Source organism: Sphingomonas sp. So64.6b, from assembly GCF_014171475.1.
GTDB lineage: Bacteria > Pseudomonadota > Alphaproteobacteria > Sphingomonadales > Sphingomonadaceae > Sphingomonas > Sphingomonas alpina_A.
Window position 1 is genome coordinate 1850938 of record NZ_CP048817.1, and the last position, 16548, is coordinate 1867485.

Here is a 16548-nt window from a genome sequence, read left to right on the forward strand (position 1 = left end):
CCGTCACCCCGGACTTGTCCCGGGGTCCACCGGGCCCACCCCTTGCACTCTCATCCCTTGCGGAACAGTGGACCCCGGAACAAGCCCGGGCGACGAAACCTATCGATTCATCCCTGCCGCATGATCCGCCACCTTGTCGATCGGCCCCAGCGCATGCGCGAACCGCTCGATCACCGCATTTGTGTCGACACCCGGCTGTACCTCGGCCGAGATATGCACCGCGACCGCGCGTTGCGGTCCACCGAGCAGCTTCGCCCGCAATGTCGCCAGCTTCACCATCTTGTCGTTATGCGTCAGCACATCGCCGACGCGGTACCAGGTCACCACCTGGCGTTCGACCGGGCCGGGCGCGGTGATGCGCATCGCGCTGCCGCCGGCGAGATCGGGCAGATCGTCGATCCGCACCCAGATATCGTCCTGGCGCAGCACGCCGGTGCCGAACGACACCAGTTCCTTGCCTTCACGCTGACTGCCGAACACGGCGATGGCGAGGTCGACCGACGCACCGCTCCCATCGCTGTAGCGCCCGATCAGGAAATGATCGGCGCCGGGATAATAAGGCGACCAGGCCGCCCGCACGCTCATGTCGGTGCGCTGCCAGCCTGGCACATCGGGCAGCGATATCACGCTCGGCAGCATTTGCGCGCGTCCGGCGACCGCACCCGACCAGGCCGGGAATATCGCTGCGATCGTCAGCACCAGCGCACCCGCCAACAAAGCATCGATCCACCGCTTCGGCGCCGTCTGCAAGGTGGTGGGATCGAATATGGGATCGTCGGGCGCTCGGTCGAACCAGCGCCAGCCGATCGCGATCACCGCGGCCATGACCAGCCCGAAAAACACCCACCCATAAACGATATGGTCCATACCCGTGGCTTGCTCGACCGAGGTCAGATGCGCGGCATAGATCGTTCCGAACGCGCGCAGGCCGTTGGCGATCACCGGTACGATCACCGCGACCGCCATGAACGCGGCGCGACGGCCCCAGCTGACGAAGCAGACATTGGCGACCAGCGCGCCGTAAGCGACCATCGCGATGACGAACTTCGCGCCAGAACAAGCTTCGGCGACTTCGAAATACCCATTGGGAATGGTGATCAGCACGCCATCGACCTGCGCCGGCACGCCGAACAGATGAAGCAGCGGCATGGTCATCGCCACCGTCACGTCCTGCAGCATCGGCTCCAGCCCCTCGCCGAACGGCACGAGGAAAAAGGCGTAGCAAAGCGGGAAGAGCAGCGCGCGCGCGACATTGGGGCCAAGTATCGTCACCACCGCGCCCTGCAGCATCATCACCAGCCCAAGATGCCGCGCCAGTGCGACACCCGATGCGTCGCCGAGCAGCCATCCGAAACCACCGGCCGCAACCAAAGCCAGCGCTGGCCACCACGCGACAGGGCGAACCTGCAACAATTGCGTACGGCGCTGCCACACCAGCCAGGCAAGGACCGGCGCAATGAACAGGCAATGCCCAAAGGTCGTACTGGTCCACCAGATTCTCGCAAGATCGCCGGCATCGGCGCGGAACAGCATCAGCAGGGCCAGCGCGACACCGGTCAGAATCAGTGCGTGCCGCCGCCATCCGGCAGCAGGCCGCGCTGCCGTGTCGAATTCCGATGAGGGAATGGCGATCGTCATGCCGCCGACCGGCGTGGAGATTCCTTGATACGCATCCCCATGATCGTGTCGAGCGGCGCCAGCCGGGCCTCCCAACCATAGCGATCCTGCACCTGCGCACGTGCCGCCTGCCCCAGGCCGGCGGCACCCGATGGATTATCGAGCAGCGCGTTCACCTGTTCGGCGAACTCGCCGACCGTCTCGCCGATGCGGATCGTATCCTGGTGATCGATACCAGCGGCGGCAGCGACCGATGCGACCACCGGACGTGCCATCGCCATCGCCTCGAGTATCTTGTTCTGGACGCCACGCGCCATTTTCAGCGGTGCGACGACGACCGACGCGGCGGCGATCCAGCCGCGCACATCGGCGACCTCCCCGGTGACGATCACGCCCGGCTGCGTGGCCAATGCCTTGACCGCGTCGGTCGGCTGACGGCCGACAATGGCGAAGCGCGCCTGGGGATGTTCGAGGTGAATATGCGGCAAAATGCTTTCGACGAACCAGGTTACCGCCTCGATATTGGGGCGATAATCCATCTGGCCGGTGAACACGATCAGCGCGCCGGTCGTGTCGATCCGTTTGAAGCTCGCGGTGGGATCGAAGAATTCGGTATCGATGCCATTCTCGACCGCGAAGACACGATCGGCACCGGTCTTCTCGCGGAATAGCGCCGCCTCATCGTCGCTGACGAACAGGCTCGCGGTGGCATGTTTGGCGACATTCCGCTCAAATGCCTGAAGTAACCGCCCCTCACGCCGCATCATCCAGGCCATCGGCCCGCGCGATTGCTTGGCGTAGGACGCGAACTTGGCCGAATCCATATCGACGAAATCCATGATCACACGCAATCGTGGGTTGGACCGCGAATTGGCCGGCAGATACTGCGCCATCTGGCTGGAAAAGACGTAGATCGTATCGATCGAATGACGCGCGAGGATATTGTCGACCGCTTCTCGCAGCGGGCGGTTGTCGAACGCGGTCAGCGATACCGGCTTGCGCCCCACCAATGCCTGTGCCGCCGCGACGAAGCGCGATTTGGAACGCCATACAATCGAACGGTTGCCGGTATATTTCGAAAGGCCGCTCTTGCCCTTCAAATCGCGCGCATCGTCGGCGAAGGCGATCAGATGGACGCGCTTGCGTGCCGCCAGGAATTTCAGGATGTGAAAACCACGGATCTTGTCGCCGCGATCCGGCGGATATGGCACGCGATGCGCCAGGAACAGGATGTCGCCCATCAGCCAAGCCCCCTGGAGATATGCGGTCCGACCAGGTTCGCGACCCAAAGCGGCAGCTTTTTCCACACCTCGATCTTGAGCCGATAGCGCGGGTTCAGTGGATTGATTTCGCGAAACGCCCCCTCAGACGCGGCGCGCTTAACATACATCAATGAAACGCCCGGAAAACCCCAGTTCTTCTTGAACGCCGCGGGGCCGGTTCCAGCCTTGGAACGGCCGAAATCGAACGCCGTGCAGCCCTTCGCACGAGCATGACCCATGAGCGCGAAATACATCCGGTCATTGGCGCGCAGCGCCCGTGCCGCCGCAGTGCCGCCGCCCCAATAAGGATAGACAATGCCGTTGAAATAAAGGCTCAGCACGCTCGCCACCGCCTTGCCGCCCGAACGCACGGTCAGGATGTCGGCAGCGTCGCCAAACTCCTTCAGCACCTCGCGAAACAAACGCGCGGGGAACACCGGCGTACCGAGATTGCGCACCGATTCGGCATAGACCGCATAGTGCGCCGCCTGGTCGGCCTTGCCGGAGCCGACAGTCACCTGCAGGTCGAGATCGAGCGATTTGCGCACCTCGGCGCGCTGTTTGCGTGGGATGGCGAGCAGTTCGGCCTCATCATCGGCAGCAAGGTCGCGCTTGAAACCGAGATAAATATCGGTATCGACCGCCCAGTCGGGACCGGCCGGATCGGGCCCGCGCAATTCGAGCGTGGGACAGTTCAAATCCTGAGCGAGCGCCCATGCCGCGTCACCAAGGGCGCGCACCGCCGTATCGTTGTCGGCCAGAATGCCGCCACCGACGGCAAAGCCATTCGACACCAGCGCGCGTCCGAACAGCGGCGAGCTTACCTCGGTCAGCGGCACATAACCGGCGATCGAACCATCCGCCTTTTCCGCAATCAGCGTATGCGCGCGCTGACCGCAGCCACGCGCGACGGCGATGCTCCATTCCGGCAGATGGAATGGCGTTGCGTCGGCATGGCCGCGCACGTAGCCGGCGATCCGCGTGCGTTCGCCGAGGTCGCCCAGATCGACCGCCCGCACAGCGAGCGGCGTCGAGATCAACGCCATGTTCACGCCAGACCGCGCCGCGCCTCGGCGACCACCGCGTCCATCCGGCCCCAGTCGTGCCGACCGATCAGCGTCCGCAGCTTGCCCGCCATCGCACCGAGCCGGCTATAGTGGCGCAGCTTCGATTTGACCGGCGCGTTGGCGACGCGCGGCTGGCCGGGATCGATCTCCCATGGATGAAAATAAAATACCGCCGGCTGCCCCTCACCCGCCACCTGACGCACCGCGAAATCGGTCAGCGCGCCGGGAAACAAGCGGAAGAACCCGCCGCCGGTCGCCATCTTGCGGCTGCCGAACCGAGCGACCGTCACCGGCACCTCGATCAGCTCGGAATCCGCGAGCGGGCGGAAGGCGTAGCGCGGCGCTTCGGGCCAGCCATAATGATCGTGCCGCAGCGGCGCGACGCTCGATGAATAAGTGTAGCCGGCCTCGGCCAGCTCGGCATGAGCCCAGGGTGTGCGCTTGTCGATCGAGAAGCTTGGCGCGCGGTAGCCGGTAACGGCGACCCCGCTTGCATCCTCGAGCGTCTTGCGCGCCCGCGCCAGATCGGCGCGAAAGGTTGCCGCGTTCATGGTGAAGACGCGGTCATGGTCCCAGCCATGGCTGGCGACTTCATGCCCCGCGTCGACGATCCGCCGGATCAGCGCCGGATAACGCTCCGCAACCCAGCCCAGCGTGAAGAAGGTCGCCTTGACCCCGCTCTCGCCGAACAGCGCGAGCACGGCATCGGTATTGCGTTCGACCCGCGTCTCGAGCGAATCCCAGTCGGCCTTGTCGATTACCTTTTCGAAGGCGCCGACCTGGAACCAGTCCTCGACATCGACGGAAAGCGCGTGGCGCATCGGCCGTTACCGGCCGGCGGCGTGACGGACGGAGTCGGCGTCGGGGCGAGCGTCACCCTCCACCCAATCGACCAGCAGAGTGAGGACACGGCGCAACGCGACCTCCTGTTCCTCGACCCGCTCTTCCAAAGCGACGATGCGATCGAACAGCACCTGATCGCCAATTGACTGCGCCCGATCGCCGATCGCTCGCATTTGATCGTCGGCAGGCAGCTCCTTATCGGCAACGGGCAATATCTGTTCGTCGGCCGTGTCGACTGCCGGCACGCCTGGTTCACGCACCATACGGATCGGACGCGACACGCTTGGCGCTGGCGTGTGGACGATCGGCATCGGTCCGGCGGCTTCGACCGGTTCGGGCGCAAGTTCTGGCTCGGCTTGAACGACGGGCTGTGGCTGTGGTGGTATCGGCTGCCGGATCACCGGTTTCGGCACCGGGGAATCGCCGGCGATATCGGCGAGCACCGCTTCCACCACGCGCGCGTCGATCGTATCGAGCTGCTCGATCGCACCGAACAACAGTACGCGACCGGCAAGCTGGTTCAACCGGCGCGGCACGCCGTCCGACCCGTGATATAGTGCCTGAAATGCATCGGGCGTGAAATATGGGCGGCCCTGCCATCCGACCACCGACAAGCGATGGACCATATAAGGCTCGACTTCCTCTGGTCCCATCGGGTCGAGGTGATGCATCGCGATGACGCGTTGGCGCAGCTGTTCGAGCCGATCGGAGCCGTGCAGTCGTTCGCGGAACTCGGGCTGACCAAGCAGGAATATCTGCAGAATGGCATGCCCGCCGGCCTGGAAATTGGACAGCATGCGCAATTCTTCGAGCGCCGACACCGGTAATGCCTGTGCTTCGTCGACGATCAGCAACGTACGCCGGCCGCCGCGCGCGGTGGCGTGCAGGCCGCGTTCGATCGCGGTGAGCAGCTGCGACTTGTTCAGGCCGGCGGTATCGATGTCGAGCCCGCCCGCGACCATGCGCAACAGATCGTCGGCCTCGATCTGAGTCGAGACGATCTTGATGATGTTGAGCCGCTCGCGATCGACCGTCGCCATCAGATGGCCGACAAGCGTCGTCTTGCCCGCGCCGACATCGCCGGTGATGACGATGAAGCCCTCACCCTGGCTCAGGCCATAGCCAAGATAGGCCATCGCCTTGCGGTGCGTCGCCGTATCGAACCAGAAACGCGGATCCGGCGTCAGCTGGAACGGTCGGCCGCTCAATCCATAATGGTCGTCGTACATCGTCACCATCCTGTGCGACCCAGGTTAGGGTCTACACGTTTCAGAATTGATACCGCACACCAAGCTGTGCCTGCGCAGAATACTGATCGTCCGCGCCATCCTGGCTGAACGAATAGATTCCGGCGGACACTGTCGTGCCGATGCGCCCGAAGTTGCGATAGTATAGTCCAGTCGCGCCAGTAGAGAAAATGCCCGGCGTAGAGCCGATCCCGCTCTGGAAATAATTGGCGAAGACATTGCCGCTGATGCCCGAATTCTGGTCGAGCGAGGCCGATACGAACGCCTGGGCATAATAGCTCTCATCGGTCACGCCGTTGATCGTGAACCCAGCGGTGGGCGGCGCGAAGAACCGGCGATTGGCATAACCCGCGCCGACACCGAAGCTGAGCGGGCCGCGATTGGCCGAGATCACGCCATCGATGCCGCGCGCACGATAGCTGGCGGTAGCGATCGACTGGAACACGTCGTTGAGGCAACCGCCGGTCGCGTCGCTCGATGTGCCGAAGGTGCAGCCGGCGAATTGCTGACCGAACGAATCGCGCAGATCGATGAAGCTCGTCGGCAGGCTGGCAATGCCGTCGCGCAACTGACGCCCGAAGGTATCGACGCTGTCATAAACGCCGATCTGCAAACCAAGCGACCGCGATGCGGCATAGCTGAACGAACCGGTATAGGTCGTGCCGCCATAACGCTTGCCTACCCGCGCCTGAAGCGTGGTACGCGGCGACGGGCGCCAGACGACACCCGCGTCATAGATCAGGCCATCGGTTTCATAAGCGATCCGGCGCGGCGAGGCCGGATCGGTCCGGAAACGACCGTTGGAATCGACCACTGGTTCACCCGTGCCATCGACCAGCGCGTCGCGCTGGCTGACCTCGATCTTCTCATAGCCCACGCCCGCCGTGACCGCGAGCGTCGGCAGGATCGGCAGCACCACGTCGGCGCGGCCATATTTGCCCTCATATCGCTGATCGAGCTGGCTGGCATCCTCGCGCTCATAAGCAGCGCTGACAGTCACGCCGACTGGCAGCACGGTGCCCGCCTTCACGCCGGCCGTGACCTGCGCGACATGACTTTTCGAGCTGTCATAGGTGTCGAGCCGCTGGCTGCCCGGGGCGACGCCCGTCGCACCCGGCGATTCGACCTTGGTGTAGCCGAAGCGATAGCTTGCGCCGACGCTGACCGGGCCGACATTGGTCGACAGTGTCGGGCCGGCATAGGCCGAATAGACCTGGCTGATATTGTCGACATTGCCAGCGAGCACGGTGGGCGCCGCGCCGCGAATGTCCGAACGCGCCCGTGTCGCAAGCGCGCCACCTTCGAGGCTGACGCCCGGTGCGATCTTGACCGCCGCCCGCGCGAGACCGCTATGAATGTCGTCGTCGCCGACATTCTTGTTCCAGCTGATCCGGCGTTCGTAGCGATAGCTGACCTGCACCTCAGCCCGGCGGTTATGGATCGACGCGTCGATCCCCGCCGCGACGGTCGAATAGGTCAGCACGTCGCCCCCATTGAGATCGGCGGTCAGCACCTGACCGAGCTCGATATAGGGAGCGATCGATTTCTCGCGCGCCGCCGCAGGGGTCGCGACGAGCGCCCCCAGACCGGCTGCGGCGATGAATATGGCCCGCGTCACTTGGCGTCCTCCTGCCCGTAATAGCTACCAAAACGGCGGCCCCCGGGGGCGAACGACACAGCGTTCAGGACCAGTTGAATATGTTCGCAACCATCGAGCAGCACGACCGCTTCGCGCAGATTGCCTTCGCTCGTCTTGTCGGCGCGCACCACGAGCATCACTTGTCCGACCTGCGTGGCGAGCACGCCGGCGGGCGACGCCGCGAGCGCAGGCGGCGAATCGAAGATGATGATGCGGCGTGGGTCGGCCGCAAGCAGCTTCGCGATCAGATCGGCGGTGCGGCCGCTGGCGAGCAATTCCGTATCGGTGTTCGACTTGGTGCCGCAGGGCAGCAGGCTGAGCTGCGGAATGTCGGTCGCGACGACGCAGCTTTCGACCTCAATCGTCGGATCGGCGAGAACGTCGAGCAGGCCCGGACCGTCGCTGGCGCCAAGGCGGTTCATCACGTCGGGCTTGGCGAAATCGGCATCGACCAGCAGCACTTCGGTATCACGCTCCGCCGCCATCGAGATGGCGAGGTTGACCGCGCAATAAGTCTTGCCCTCTCCTGCATTGGCCGAGCAGACCAGGATGACGCGCGAGCGGTCGCCCGCCTGCACTCGCACGGTGCGCGCGGTGAGCAGCAATTGCCGCTTCACCAGGCGAAACTCCTCAGCCAGCGCGCCAACGGCCGCCCCAGGCACGAGCAAGCCACGTTCCGACAGCATCGCCCGGTCGATCGAGATCGACGCACCACCGGGGCGCGGACGCGACCGTGGTACGGGCGTTTCCACCTGCTGGCGGCGTGGCTGCGGCGCTGGTCCCCGAACGGGCTCGGGCTGCGCCAAAGCAACTGTCTCCGGTACGACCTGCTCGGGTGTGAGCTCAACCGGGAGGCCCAGATCGCGTGCACGCAGATGCGCGTCGAAGTCATAGACCTTTGCCGCGCGTTCAAGCAGCGACGACTGGATCTTACCCGGATTCAGTCTGGGTGCCTCGGTCATGCCGCCATCCCCCGCGAAACCATTTCGACGCCGAGCAGCGCCACATAGGCGACGGCAAGCGCCGCCGAACCACCGCCGAAATACGCCAGCTTGCGGCGCCGCGCGGCGATCTGTGCCTTAGTCACCATCTCACCGATCGAGCCGATCACCGGCATGCCGGTGGCACGCTCGAGGCGGCCGGACGTGGCGAACGTCGTCTGCAACTGCCCCATCGCAAATGCCGCACCGATTCCGCCGAAAATGCCGGCAAGCAATGCGCCGGTCAGCAGCATCGGCCGGTTGGGCGCATTGGGCACGCGTGGAGAGGTCGGCGGATCGATCACGCTGAACTTGATCGCGTCGGTCTGGGTCTGCGCCTGACCGCGCAGCTTGATGTCCTCGCGGTCGGCCAGCATCTTGTCATACTGGTCCTTGAGCACCGCATAATTGCGCTCGATCTGGCCCTGTTCGGCGGCGACCGCCGGATCGCCGGCGAGCTTGCCATTGATCGTGTCGAGATCGCCCTGCAACTGCGTCTTGCGCATGGTCAGCGCGGCAACCTGCGACTGCTTCTCTGCCTGCATCGAGCGCAGCGAGAGATAGAGCGGGTTGGGCGAACCCCCAGCGCCAGCAGCGCCGACCGGCTCGCTGCGCGCGGCAGCCGAAGCCGCAGCAAGCTGACCGCGGAGCGCAACCATATCGGGATGATTGTCGGTAAAGCCGCGGCCGCGCGCCTCGGCGATCTGGCCCTGAATGGCATTCAGACGCGCCCGTGCCGGCCCCGTCGTCGCGCCACCGCCCATGCCGGCGATCGACTGCGGTGTGCCCGCCATCTGACCGGTTACCGCGGCCAGGCTCGACTGTGCCGCCGCAAGGTCGCTCTCGACCTGCGCCATCTGGGTGCGTGCCGCACCCATCCGGTCTGTCAGCGATCCGGTGCCCGGCAGCGAACCGAGATAGCGGTTCTGGAAGTCGGTCTTCTTTGCCTCGGCGTCCTGCAGCTGCTTCTGCCGCTGTTCGAGTTGCGCATCGAGGAAGCGCAAGGTCTGGCTCGTCTCGTCACGGTCGCCGGCGAGATTTTCCTCGACGAAGATGTCGATCAGCTTCTGCACGATCGCGCGGGTCAACTTCGGGCTGCTGCCGGTCGCAGTGATCTCGAACAGATTATCCTGTTGCGCGGTCACCTTGATCGCGTTCTGCAGGCCGGCGACACGATCCGCGATATCGCGATCGTTCGACACGGTATTGGCGAGATCGGTGCCGCGCACGACCTTTTGCAGATTGATTGCGGAGGTCAGCGTCTGGCGAACCCGGTCGACATCCTTTTGCTGCTCGATCTGGGTGATGCCGACCTTGGACGGCAGGATCGACTGCATCTGCACGAACACACGAGCGCGCGATTCATAACTGTTGGGAATCTGCGACACGACCAGCCAGCCGACGATCGCGATCACCCAGGCGACCGCAAGCGCCAGCCAGCGCCGCGTCCAGACCGCATGCAGCGCGACCCGCAGTTCGTCATAGAGACCGTTCACCCCCGCTCCCCTCAGAACATCGATTCGGGGATGATGATGACGTCGCCAGGTTCGAGCCGGACGTTCGCTTTCGCATCGCCGCTCTTGAGCAGGCTGGAAAGCTTGACGTTATATTCGACCTGACGACCGGTGGAGCGATCGTAGCGCACCAGCCGCGCCTTGTTGCCGGCGGCATATTCGCTGAGGCCACCGACCGCGATCATCGCGTCGAGCAAAGTCATGTTGGCGCGGTACGGGATCGATGCCGGCTTTTCGGTTGCGCCAACGATGCGCACCTGCTGGCTGAACGTGCCGGAGAAATTCTCCACGATCACCGAAACGATCGGATCCTTGATATATTCGCCAAGCGCGATCTTCATGTCGTCGGCGAGCATTGCCGGGGTCTTGCCGACCGCAGGCATGTCTGAAATCAGCGGCGTGGTGATGCGACCGTCGGGGCGTACCTGGACCTTCGACGACAATTCGGGATTGCGCCACACGAAGATGTTGAGCTGATCGAGCGGGCCGATGACATATTCCTCGCCCGGCTGCTCCTGCGTGGCGACGAACGACGCTGGCGGCAGCTCGGATCGGCCACCGCCGCCGATGCAGCCGGTAAGCATGGTCGCGGCGACACCGGCGACCGTGAACCCCTTGGAAAGCGAAGACAAACGCATTGCACAAATCTCCTGCCGCAACAGTCATCGCCGGTGACGTCATTCCGGCGAGGCGCACGGCCACATCGAAGGCTATGCGAGCAGGAGGTAAAGATAGCGTTAGGATTGTCCGGTGTTGGCCGTGATTTCCGCCGGTTGCGGGTGTCCGAGGAATGCCGTCGGGCTTGCCGTCAGACCATAAGCGCCGGCCATGAACACCGCGATGATGTCACCGGGATGCGCCACGGGCAGCATGACGCGGTCGGCGAGCCGGTCGAGCGGCGTGCACAGGCAGCCGACCACGCTGACCGCCTCGGTCGGTGCGTCGTATGCGGCGGTTGCGACCGAGACCGGGTAGTTGCGCTTCACCACCGTGCCGAAATTGCCCGACGCAGCGAGTTGGTGATGCAACCCGCCATCGACAACCAGAAATACCTCGCCGCGGCTCTCCTTCCGATCGATCACGCGGGTCAGATAAACGCCGCATTCACCGACCAGCCAGCGCCCCAGCTCGATCGCGAAACGCGTGTCGGCAAGCGATCCGGCGCGTTCCGCAAGTCGCTCGCCAAGCGCGGCGCCGACCGCCTCGACGTCGAGCGCGACGTCGCCGGGGAAATAGGGGATGCCGAACCCTCCGCCGAGATTGACCAACGGCGGCATGACGCCAACCGCGTCCGCCATGCGCCCGGCCAGCGCCAACGTCTCCGCCTGAGTCTCGATGATCGCCTCGGCGCTCAACGCCTGCGAACCGGCGAAAATATGGAACCCCTGCCAGTCCACTCCAGCCGCGACGATGCGTTTGACCAGCGCCGGCACGCGATCGGCATCGACGCCGAATGGCGAGGCGCGCCCGCCCATCTTCATGCCCGACCCGCGCAATTCCATGTCGGGGTTCACCCGCACGGCAAGGCGCGGCGTGGTGCAAAGCCGCTGCCCCGCCGCAATCGCTCGCTCGGCCTCACCTTCGGATTCCAGGTTGATCGTCGCGCCCGCCATGATCGCTGCTTCGAGTTCGGCATCGCGCTTGCCCGGCCCGGCAAAACTGATGCGATCGGCCGGCTTCTCCGCCAGCGCGAGCGACAATTCGCCGCCCGACGCGACATCCAGCCCGTCGACCAGCCGCGCCAGCGCGGCAATCATCGGCGGTGCGGGGTTTGCCTTGATCGCATAATGAAGATCGACTCTCTTTGGCATCGCCGCGCGGAACCGCGCCACGCGTGCCGCGGCAATGGCGGCATCATAGACGAATATCGGGCTGCTTCCCGCCGTCTCGATCCATTCAGCGGCACTGCGGCCGGCAATGATCAAGGGGCCGACACCCTGGAATTCCGCCGGAATCGCGCCCATCGGCTTCATGACGTCATCTCCGCCTTCAACCCCGCTCGATCGAGCTTGCCATTGGCATTCCTCGGCAGGGCGTCGCGCCATTCATAGCGCGTCGGCTGCATGAAGCTCGGCAAATCGCGCCGCAGCCTTTCACGCAACCTCATTTCGGCCTCACCCTCATCGTTAATCGCCCGCGCGACCACGACGATCGCCTGACCGAGCCGCACATCCGGCACGCCCAACGCAACCGCTTCGGCCGCCTCGCCGCCCGACAGCACAGCTTCCTCGATCTCGGTAGGACTGATCCGGTTGCCCGCCGACTTGATCATCTCGTCGTCACGCCCGACAAAGCGGAACAGGCCGTCCGCGCCTTCGATCACCGTATCGCCGGACCATACGGCGTTACCGCCCGACTTCGCCCAATGCGGCGCGGGCCGGAAACGCTGCGCCGTGCGCTCGGCGTCCAGCCAATATCCTTGCGCCACGAGCGGACCGGCATGGACGAGTTCGCCGGATTCGCCAGACGCGGCGCGCGTGCCATCGGGCCGCACCGCCATCACCTCGGCAAAGGGGATCGCCCTGCCCATCGCATCGGGATGTGCGTCGATCAGGGCGGGCTCGAGATAGGTCGAGCGGAACGCTTCGGTCAGGCCATACATCGGATAGAGATCCGCCTGAGGAAACCGCTCGCGCAAACCACGGATCATGCGCGGCGTCAGCGCTCCACCCGAATTGGTCAGTCGCCGCAGCCGTGCCGCGGTCTCGACCGGCCATTCCGCATCGAGCAACTGTACCCATAAGGGGGGCACGCCGGCCAGCGTCGTCGCCTCGAACCGGTCGACCGCCTTCACTACGTCGCGCGCCGTGAGATAGTCGAGCGGCGCATAGCTCGCGCCGGCCGCCCAGGTCGAGAAAAGCTGATTCTGCCCATAGTCGAAACTCAGCGGCAGCACGCCAAGCACGCGATCGTGCGGCATGAGCTTGAGATAATGCGCGACCGAGATCGCGCCGAGCCAGAGATTGGCATGGCTCAGCATCACGCCCTTGGGCCGCCCGGTTGACCCCGAGGTGTACAGAATGGCTGCCAGCGCATCCGGATCGGCCGATGACGGCGGCATGGCGTCAGTCGACGCGATCTCATCCTCCAGCACCGATCGGCAAGCCGCCGGCACATCGTCCGCTTCCAGCGTACCGACGCGTGCGGACTGGGTGACGAGCAATGCCGCGCCGCTGTCCGCCAATATATGCGCGACCTGGGCGCGTTTGAGCATCGGATTGACCGGCACATGCACCAGCCCGGCACGCGGCGCGGCCAGTGGCAGAACACAGGCAAGCCGCGTCTTGGGCAGCCAGCTCGCAACCCGGTCACCCGGCGCAAGGCCCTGAACGGCGAGCCAGGCCGCCACCTGACCGGTCAGTGCCTCCAATCCGGCAAAATCGAGTATCCCCGCGCGATCGATCAGAGCGACATCTTGCGGCACACCGCCCAGCGGCAATGTGTCGATCGGATATGGCGTGGGATCGAGTGCAATCATACCCCTTGATAGCTTCCGTCACCGTCCTGCCAAGCGGCCCGTTGACCCTGCCCTTGGCAGAGCCCGTCGCATTCTCTAACGGCGGCTCCATCACAGGGGAAAACAAGGGTCCGCAGTGCTTCCTGATGACGCTAACCAGATCGAGGCGACCGTCCGTGCCGTTTTGCGTGATGTGCTTGGCCTAAGCGACGATCGCGTGAACGCCTTTCGCAGCGAAACGCCATTGTTCGGCGCGCTACCAGAACTCGATTCGATGGCCGTTGCCGGCCTGCTCACCGAAATCGAGGAACGGCTCGGTATCCTGATCGAGGATGACGAGGTCGATGGTGAGATGCTCGAGACATTCGGCGCGCTGGTCCGCTTCGCCACCGCCAAGGCCCAATAATGGGCGCGCATTCATGAGCAGAAGCGGGTGATCGACCATTACGACTGGCCCGGCGGGCGCGAGGCGATGCTTCGTTTCGGCCCCGCGACCGGTCCGGTGGTGATCGCGGCGATGCCGCTGTTCGAGGAAGCGAACCGCACCCGCGCCTTCATGGTCGCGATCCTGCGTGGCCTTGCGGAACACGGCATTGCCAGCGCCCTGCCCGACCTTCCCGGCACCGGAGAGAGCTTGAGGCCGACAGAACAGTCTAGTATCAGAGAGTTACGTCAAGCTTTTGAGTTCGTATCGGAGACTTTTTCAAGCCAAGGTCGTTCAGTTCATGGTCTTGGAGTCCGAAGCGGTTGCCTGCTCGATACGCTCGCATTGTTGGATAGCCGCTGGCACCTGACGCCAATGGACGGCGCCGATCTGCTCCGCGACCTCAGTCGCATCAAGCAGGCATCCCAGCGGGAAGGCGGCGAGCATTTCGATCCGCTCGACTCCGTCGGTGACAAACACGATCTGCCCATCGAGATTGCCGGCAATTTCATATCTCGGCAATTGCTCGGCGAACTCAGTGGGGTCAGTGCTTTTTCCAGTGAAACCAATGCGACATTGCGAACAGTTCGACTGGACAGTGATCCGAAGCAGGCGGACCTGAAAGTAACCGGCACGCCATTGTGGCGCCGCGCTGAGCCCGGCAACGATCCTGCGCTTGCGATGATGCTGGCGGACGATATCGCCACCTGGGTCAAGTCATGCGCCGCATAATCTCCTTCCCCTGCGCCGGCGAAACGCTTGCGGGCACGATCGACGAGGCGACCGGGACTACCGGGCTGCTCATCGTATCGGGCGGCAACGAGATTCGCATCGGTGCGCATCGCGGCATGGCGTCGCTCGCCGCGGGCCTTGCCCGGGCAGGAATCCCCGTATTCCGCTACGACCGGCGCGGGATCGGCGATTCGACCGGCGAAAATGGCGGATTCGCGGCGTCGGCCGACGACATCAAAGCGGCCGCCGCGGCATTCCGGGCGGCCGCGCCGCACCTCACCCGCCTCGCCGCCTTTGGCAATTGCGACGCCGCGACGTCACTCGCATTGTTCCACCGCGACGCCGATATCGAGACGCTGATCCTGGCCAACCCCTGGGTGATCGAGGACAGCGCCGATGACGATCTGCCCCCCGCCGCCGCGATCCGTGCGCGCTATATCGAACGGCTGCGCGATCCCGCGACCTGGCTGAGGCTGATCCGAGGTGGTGTTGATCTACGGAAGTTATTCAAAGGCTTAGCGAAAGCTTCGAAGAAAGAAAATCAACAACCCGATAACCTGGCGGCGCGAATTCGGGCGGCACTAAGCGGCCATACCGATAGCGTCACCTTCGTTCTGGCAAGACAGGATGCGACGGCGATCGCCTTTGCCGATGCCTGCCGTCAGAGTGGATGGGCACCGCAGGCCCATATCATCGACACCGCATCACACAGCTTTGCCCGGGCTGGCGACGCAGCCGAGCTGGAAGCCGTTATCAGCGCGCAATTGACGCGCGACTGAACTTACTCCGCCGCTTCGGCAACCTCGAACGCCGCCGACGCCAGGAACCGTTCTGCATCCAGCGCCGCCATGCACCCGGTGCCCGCAGCGGTCACCGCCTGACGATAGATCTTGTCCATGACGTCGCCACAGGCGAACACACCCGGCACGCTGGTCCGCGTGGTACCGGTCTCGACTGCAATATAACCGTCCGAATCAAGCGCGAGATGTCCGCGGAACAGCTCTGTCGCCGGATGATGCCCGATCGCGACGAACCCGCCATCGACATCGACACGCGAAATCTCACCGGTCACCGTGTCGCGCAACTCTATGCCGACTAGGCCCGACGTGCCGCCGCCATCGACGAAGCTGGCGACTTCCTTGTTCCACAGCACCTTGATGCCCTTGTGCGCGAATAACCGGTCCTGCAGGATCTTCTCGGCGCGGAAACTGTCGCGGCGATGGATCAGCGTCACATCGGGCGAATGATTGGTCAGGTACAGCGCCTCCTCGACCGCGGTATTGCCGCCGCCGATCACCGCGACGCGCTTGCCACGATAGAAGAAGCCGTCACAGGTCGCGCAAGCACTGACCCCCTTGCCCTTGAGCAGTTCCTCGCTGTCGAGCCCGAGCCATTTGGCCTGTGCACCGGTCGCAATGACCAGCACATCGCCCTCATAGACATCGCCGCCATCGCCGATCAGGCGGAACGGCCGCCGGGTCAGGTCGACTTCGACGATCGTATCCCACATCAGCCGCGTGCCGACATGCTCGGCCTGGGCTTGCATCTGCTCCATCAGCCAGGGCCCCTGGATCACGTCGGCAAAGCCCGGATAATTCTCGACATCGGTCGTGGTGGTCAGCTGGCCGCCCGGCTGGATACCCTGCACGACGATCGGCGCCATCCCGGCGCGCGCGCCGTAGATGGCGGCGGACAGGCCGGCCGGGCCGGAGCCGAGGATGAGCATCTTGGTCGTATGGGTGGTCATGAAAGCGTCCGTTCTGGCG

At 64.5% G+C, this 16548-nt stretch carries 15 protein-coding genes; 3 read left to right on the plus strand and 12 right to left on the minus strand.

The window, feature by feature from the left end:
• Positions 1-99: 99 nt before the first annotated feature.
• From xrtA to G4G27_RS08925, 11 genes are all read right to left on the minus strand, one after another.
• Complete coding sequence (gene xrtA / locus G4G27_RS08875; RefSeq protein WP_183112989.1) at positions 100-1638, minus strand: exosortase A; 1539 nt, start codon at positions 1636-1638, stop codon at positions 100-102.
• Positions 1635-2858, minus strand: a complete 1224-nt coding sequence (locus tag G4G27_RS08880) for a TIGR03087 family PEP-CTERM/XrtA system glycosyltransferase (RefSeq protein ID WP_183112990.1) — start codon at positions 2856-2858, stop codon at positions 1635-1637. The genes xrtA and G4G27_RS08880 overlap by 4 nt, the downstream gene beginning before the upstream one ends.
• Positions 2858-3931: a FemAB family XrtA/PEP-CTERM system-associated protein gene (locus G4G27_RS08885; protein WP_244624611.1), complete on the minus strand. Its 1074-nt coding sequence runs from the start codon at positions 3929-3931 to the stop codon at positions 2858-2860. The genes G4G27_RS08880 and G4G27_RS08885 overlap by 1 nt, the downstream gene beginning before the upstream one ends.
• Entirely contained in the window at positions 3928-4767 is an 840-nt protein-coding gene (locus G4G27_RS08890; protein WP_183112992.1) for an XrtA system polysaccharide deacetylase, read from the minus strand. Before G4G27_RS08890 ends, G4G27_RS08885 begins: the two co-directional genes overlap by 4 nt.
• A 6-nt stretch (positions 4768-4773) precedes the next feature.
• Positions 4774-6018 carry an AAA family ATPase gene (locus G4G27_RS08895; RefSeq protein ID WP_183112993.1) on the minus strand — a complete coding sequence of 415 codons (1245 nt, stop codon included), beginning with the start codon at positions 6016-6018 and terminating at the stop codon, positions 4774-4776.
• Positions 6019-6058: 40 nt separating this feature from the next.
• Complete coding sequence (locus tag G4G27_RS08900; RefSeq protein ID WP_244624612.1) at positions 6059-7654, minus strand: hypothetical protein; 1596 nt, start codon at positions 7652-7654, stop codon at positions 6059-6061.
• Positions 7651-8637, minus strand: a complete 987-nt coding sequence (locus G4G27_RS08905; protein WP_183112994.1) for an AAA family ATPase — start codon at positions 8635-8637, stop codon at positions 7651-7653. Before G4G27_RS08905 ends, G4G27_RS08900 begins: the two co-directional genes overlap by 4 nt.
• On the minus strand, positions 8634-10151 hold the full coding sequence (locus G4G27_RS08910) for an XrtA system polysaccharide chain length determinant (protein ID WP_183112995.1): 1518 nt from the start codon (positions 10149-10151) through the stop codon (positions 8634-8636). The genes G4G27_RS08905 and G4G27_RS08910 overlap by 4 nt, the downstream gene beginning before the upstream one ends.
• An 11-nt stretch (positions 10152-10162) precedes the next feature.
• Positions 10163-10753 (minus strand): XrtA/PEP-CTERM system exopolysaccharide export protein, encoded by a 591-nt coding sequence (locus G4G27_RS08915; RefSeq protein WP_244624694.1) that lies wholly within the window; start codon positions 10751-10753, stop codon positions 10163-10165.
• 153 nt (positions 10754-10906) lie between these two features.
• Entirely contained in the window at positions 10907-12142 is a 1236-nt protein-coding gene (locus G4G27_RS08920; RefSeq protein WP_183112997.1) for a pyridoxal-dependent decarboxylase, exosortase A system-associated, read from the minus strand.
• Complete coding sequence (locus G4G27_RS08925; protein WP_183112998.1) at positions 12139-13647, minus strand: acyl-CoA ligase (AMP-forming), exosortase A system-associated; 1509 nt, start codon at positions 13645-13647, stop codon at positions 12139-12141. Before G4G27_RS08925 ends, G4G27_RS08920 begins: the two co-directional genes overlap by 4 nt.
• A 115-nt stretch (positions 13648-13762) precedes the next feature.
• Between G4G27_RS08925 and G4G27_RS08930 the strand changes: the two genes are divergently transcribed.
• The 3 genes from G4G27_RS08930 to G4G27_RS08940 are packed head-to-tail and all read left to right on the plus strand — an operon-like array spanning position 13763 to position 15561.
• Entirely contained in the window at positions 13763-14032 is a 270-nt protein-coding gene (locus tag G4G27_RS08930) for an acyl carrier protein (RefSeq protein WP_183112999.1), read from the plus strand.
• A 27-nt stretch (positions 14033-14059) separates the two neighbouring features.
• On the plus strand, positions 14060-14782 hold the full coding sequence (locus G4G27_RS08935) for a hypothetical protein (RefSeq protein WP_183113000.1): 723 nt from the start codon (positions 14060-14062) through the stop codon (positions 14780-14782).
• Positions 14770-15561: a hydrolase 1, exosortase A system-associated gene (locus G4G27_RS08940; RefSeq protein ID WP_183113001.1), complete on the plus strand. Its 792-nt coding sequence runs from the start codon at positions 14770-14772 to the stop codon at positions 15559-15561. Before G4G27_RS08935 ends, G4G27_RS08940 begins: the two co-directional genes overlap by 13 nt.
• A 2-nt stretch (positions 15562-15563) precedes the next feature.
• Here the strand turns inward: G4G27_RS08940 and trxB are convergent, their stop codons facing one another.
• The gene (trxB, locus tag G4G27_RS08945; protein WP_183113002.1) at positions 15564-16529 is read right to left on the minus strand and encodes a thioredoxin-disulfide reductase; all 966 of its coding nucleotides are present in this window, start codon (positions 16527-16529) and stop codon (positions 15564-15566) included.
• Positions 16530-16548: the final 19 nt, after the last annotated feature.